This window comes from Sphaerotilus sp., from assembly GCF_041083715.1.
In the GTDB taxonomy this organism is placed as follows: domain Bacteria; phylum Pseudomonadota; class Gammaproteobacteria; order Burkholderiales; family Burkholderiaceae_C; genus Sphaerotilus.
Genome location: NZ_JBFPGY010000137.1, coordinates 1 through 3,222, shown reverse-complemented (window position 1 = coordinate 3,222; position 3,222 = coordinate 1). Strand labels below are relative to the sequence as shown.

The following is a 3,222-nucleotide window of genomic DNA, read 5'->3' as shown; positions in this document are numbered from 1 at the left end:
ACCTTCGTGCCGTGTTACCTGTTCACCATCCTGCCGGCGCCGTATTTCAAGAAACACGGCAAGCGCCCCGGCATCGTCGCTTTCGTCGATGGGGTCACCGCGGCGGCCATCGGCGCCATCACGGGCGCGGTGGTCGTCATCGGCCAGCGGTCGATCACCGACTGGGTAACGGCGGTGATCGCGCTGGTGACGGTGGCGGTGCTGTGGCGCTTCAAGAAGGTGCCGGAGCCGGTGGTGGTGCTGGTCGCGGCCATCGTCGGGCTGGTGGTACAGCCGCTGATGGTCCACGCCTGACCCGGAGAAGATCCCATGAAGAAGATCATCGCCCTGATGGTCGCAGCAGCCCTGACCGCACCGCTTGCAGCGTCGGCCCAACTGACCAACGCCGCGGCGGCCATCAAGCACCGCCAAGCGGCCTTCACACTGCTGGCGACCTACTTCGGGCGCATCAACCTGGTAGTCAAGGGCGAACGCCCCTTCAACCGCACCGAGGTGCTGACCGATGCGCAGCTTGTGGAGACGATCAGCCGGCTGCCCTGGATCGGGTTTGCACCCGGCAGCGACACGGGCAAGACCAAGGCCAAGCCCGACATCTGGCTGGAAGAAGAGAAGTTCAACAGCCTGCGCGAGGACATGCAGGTCAAGGTGGCCGCGCTGCGTGTCTCGGCCCAGGACGGCGATCTGGCCAAGCTGAAGGGGGCGTTCGAGCACGCCCGCAACAGTTGCCAGGCGTGCCACAAGGCGTTCCGCACCGACTGAGTGACCGCTCTGCCCTTCCACGATCCCGACATGAACATGAACGCCGCAGAAGCCCTCAACCAACGACTCTTTCTGGCTGGGTCACACGCTCGTCGTGCATGCCCCAGATGCTTCGTTTCCCAGTGACCACGGAACCGTGTTCAGTGCGGTCAGCCTGTGCTTGCTGTTGGCCGGTGAATGGGTCTGGGGACTGGCGGTGCTGATGGTCGGTATGGGCGTGGCCTGGGCACGGGTGTACCTGGGCGTTCATTTTCCGCTGGACATGCTGGGCGCTGTCGGGGCGCCATTGCCCGCTCCATGGTGAAGCCATGAATGCGTGGCCGCGAGCGCGCCGGGCAGTGGTCCGTCAAGGGGGACCAGCTTTGCCTCCTGCTGACCGAGGTGAGCAAGCGCGATGCAACGAGAAGCACCCCCCAACCATGGTCACCGCACCGATCGGCGCGGACCACGTTCGCGCTGCGCGAAGTCCGAAGACTGGACTCTCCACCAGCCACCCGAGCGACCACCAGTTCGTGGCGCTGGACCGGCGGTTCCTTCAGCGGCAGACACAGATGGGTGCTGGAGAGGTGCGCGCCTGATGGCCTCAGGGATCGCTGCGCATGAAACGCAGCGCACCAGACCAGGCAGCCAGCAACCCGAGCGTGGCCGGCAGTGTCTCGCCAGCAGTGCCGATGTCCAGCGTGAGACACCGCCGTTCACAAGCGATGCCGGGCTGAAGCGAACGAGACAGGATGAGGTGTCGCCCCTCTCGCGAAGGCGAAACATCGGCCATGGAGGCGTTCCCGACCTCAGGTGATGCGCCCGCCAGCGCCACGTGCAGATGCAGATCCAGGGGCTTGGCAACAAGCGCGCAAGCAGCTGTATCCGAGCGCGTCTTCGATGTCCATCGAGCGGTCAGCCGATCGTGCCGCAGCGCGTGAACCACGCACCCGGCCAAGGGCTGATCGGCTCGCCGCACGCCACTGACCCACACCGTGTTCGCCTCGTGCAGCCAGTAGACCGATTGCATGAACCCCGGGTGATCAATGACCGGACGCAGCCCTCCGATCATGCCCAGCGCCTCCTTCAGCGCGGTGGGCATGGTGGCAGTCTCTGGTGTCTGGCGGGTGATCGGGAGGGCGTCCGTGGTGTCGAAAGCGTCGTCAGTCTGCTTCAGAAACGCGACCTTCAGCTCGTAGAACCCTTGGAAGCCATAGCGTTTGGCCAACCGAACGATGGTCACCGGTGCGGTTCCGGTGAGCTGGGCAAAGTCGGTGATGCGGTGGCGCAGCGGCAGCTCCTGCTCGCGCACGAGGTACTCGGCCACCTTGTGGAGCTGGGGGCTCAGGTTCGGCAGATCGGCCTCGATGCGCCGCAGCAAGGCCGATCTGTCCAGGGGCGGCATTTGATTCGTGTCGCGCCACAAGCGCCTGGCCGGCAGGTCCAGTTCGCGGGCAGCAGGCCAGACGCACGACATGACAAGACTCAGGCCACGACCGGGCGGCCGTTGACCAGCGACACCGCACGACCGCTGCGTGCCGACAGCGTGGCCGCCTCGGCCACCGCCAGCGCATTGATGCCGTCCTGCAGCGTCACCGGCATCGCGCCACCCTGCTCGACCGCCTGCACGAAGGCGCGCCATTCCGCCTCGTAGGCGCGCATGTAGCGCTCCAGGAAGAAGAACTCCGGCTTGGCGCTCAGCGCCCCTGCGACGGTGGTCTTGGCGACGGTGTTCTCCAGCACGTTGCCGGCCTGCAGCAGCCCTGTGGAGCCGAGCAATTCCAGGCGCTGGTCGTAGCCGTAGACGGCGCGGCGGCTGTTCTGGATGACGGCGATGCGGCCATCGGCAAACCGCAGCGTGATGACCGCGGTGTCGACATCCCCCGCCTCGCCGATGGCGGGATCGACGATGCTGGTGCCCACGGCCGAGACCTCGACCGGCGCGGCGCCGAAGATCCAGCAGGCCATGTCGAAGTCGTGGATCGCCATGTCGCGGAACAGGCCGCCGGAAACCTGGATGTAGCTGACCGGCGGCGGGGACGGGTCGAACGAGGTGACCGACAGCAGCTCGCCGCGGCCGATCTCGCCCGCGTCGAGGGCCTTCTTGACCGCCGCGAAGTTGGGGTCGAAGCGCCGATTGAAGCCGATCATGACCGGGCGACCATGGCGGGCGGCGGCGGTCTGGCAGGCCAGCGCACGCGCCAGGTCCAGATCGACCGGCTTCTCGCACAGCACGGCCTTGCCGGCAGCGGTGGCCGCCTCGATCAGGTCCGAGTGCGTGTCGGTGGACGTGGCGATCAGGACGGCATCGATGCTGCGGTCGCCGAGGATGTCCTCGACGGCGCGCGCCTGCGCGCCGTGTTCAGCAGCCAGTCGTTCGGCGGCGGCGTGGTGGACATCCGCGATGGCGACGAGCCGGCTGGCGGGGTTGGCGACGATGCTCTTGGCGTGAACGTTGCCGATGCGGCCAGCGCCCAGCAATCC

At 66.9% G+C, this 3,222-nt stretch carries 5 protein-coding genes; 3 read left to right on the top strand and 2 right to left on the bottom strand.

Going from position 1 to position 3,222, the window contains the following annotated elements:
* The 3 genes from AB3X43_RS06475 to AB3X43_RS06465 form a co-directional block, all read left to right on the top strand.
* A partial coding sequence (locus AB3X43_RS06475) for a chromate transporter (RefSeq protein WP_369429042.1) occupies positions 1-294 on the top strand: 294 nt, incomplete at its 5' end.
* A 15-nt stretch (positions 295-309) separates the two neighbouring features.
* Positions 310-759 carry a c-type cytochrome gene (locus AB3X43_RS06470; RefSeq protein WP_369429041.1) on the top strand — a complete coding sequence of 150 codons (450 nt, stop codon included), beginning with the start codon at positions 310-312 and terminating at the stop codon, positions 757-759.
* 76 nt (positions 760-835) lie between these two features.
* Positions 836-1,063, top strand: coding sequence for a phosphatase PAP2 family protein (locus AB3X43_RS06465; RefSeq protein ID WP_473965069.1), 228 nt, complete (start codon positions 836-838; stop codon positions 1,061-1,063).
* Positions 1,064-1,342: 279 nt separating this feature from the next.
* On the opposite strand, the gene AB3X43_RS06460 is transcribed toward AB3X43_RS06465, so the two are convergent.
* Both AB3X43_RS06460 and iolG read right to left on the bottom strand, forming a co-directional pair.
* Positions 1,343-2,215 (bottom strand): MurR/RpiR family transcriptional regulator, encoded by an 873-nt coding sequence (locus AB3X43_RS06460; RefSeq protein WP_369429039.1) that lies wholly within the window; start codon positions 2,213-2,215, stop codon positions 1,343-1,345.
* Between the two features lie 8 nt (positions 2,216-2,223).
* Complete coding sequence (gene iolG / locus AB3X43_RS06455; RefSeq protein WP_369429043.1) at positions 2,224-3,219, bottom strand: inositol 2-dehydrogenase; 996 nt, start codon at positions 3,217-3,219, stop codon at positions 2,224-2,226.
* Between the last annotated feature and the right edge of the window lie 3 nt (positions 3,220-3,222).

Coding starts and splice junctions, on each gene's coding strand:
- AB3X43_RS06460 (WP_369429039.1), bottom strand. CDS start 2,215: ATGTCGTGCGTCTGGCCTGCTGCCCGCGAACTGGACCTGCCGGCCAGG.
- AB3X43_RS06470 (WP_369429041.1), top strand. CDS start 310: ATGAAGAAGATCATCGCCCTGATGGTCGCAGCAGCCCTGACCGCACCG.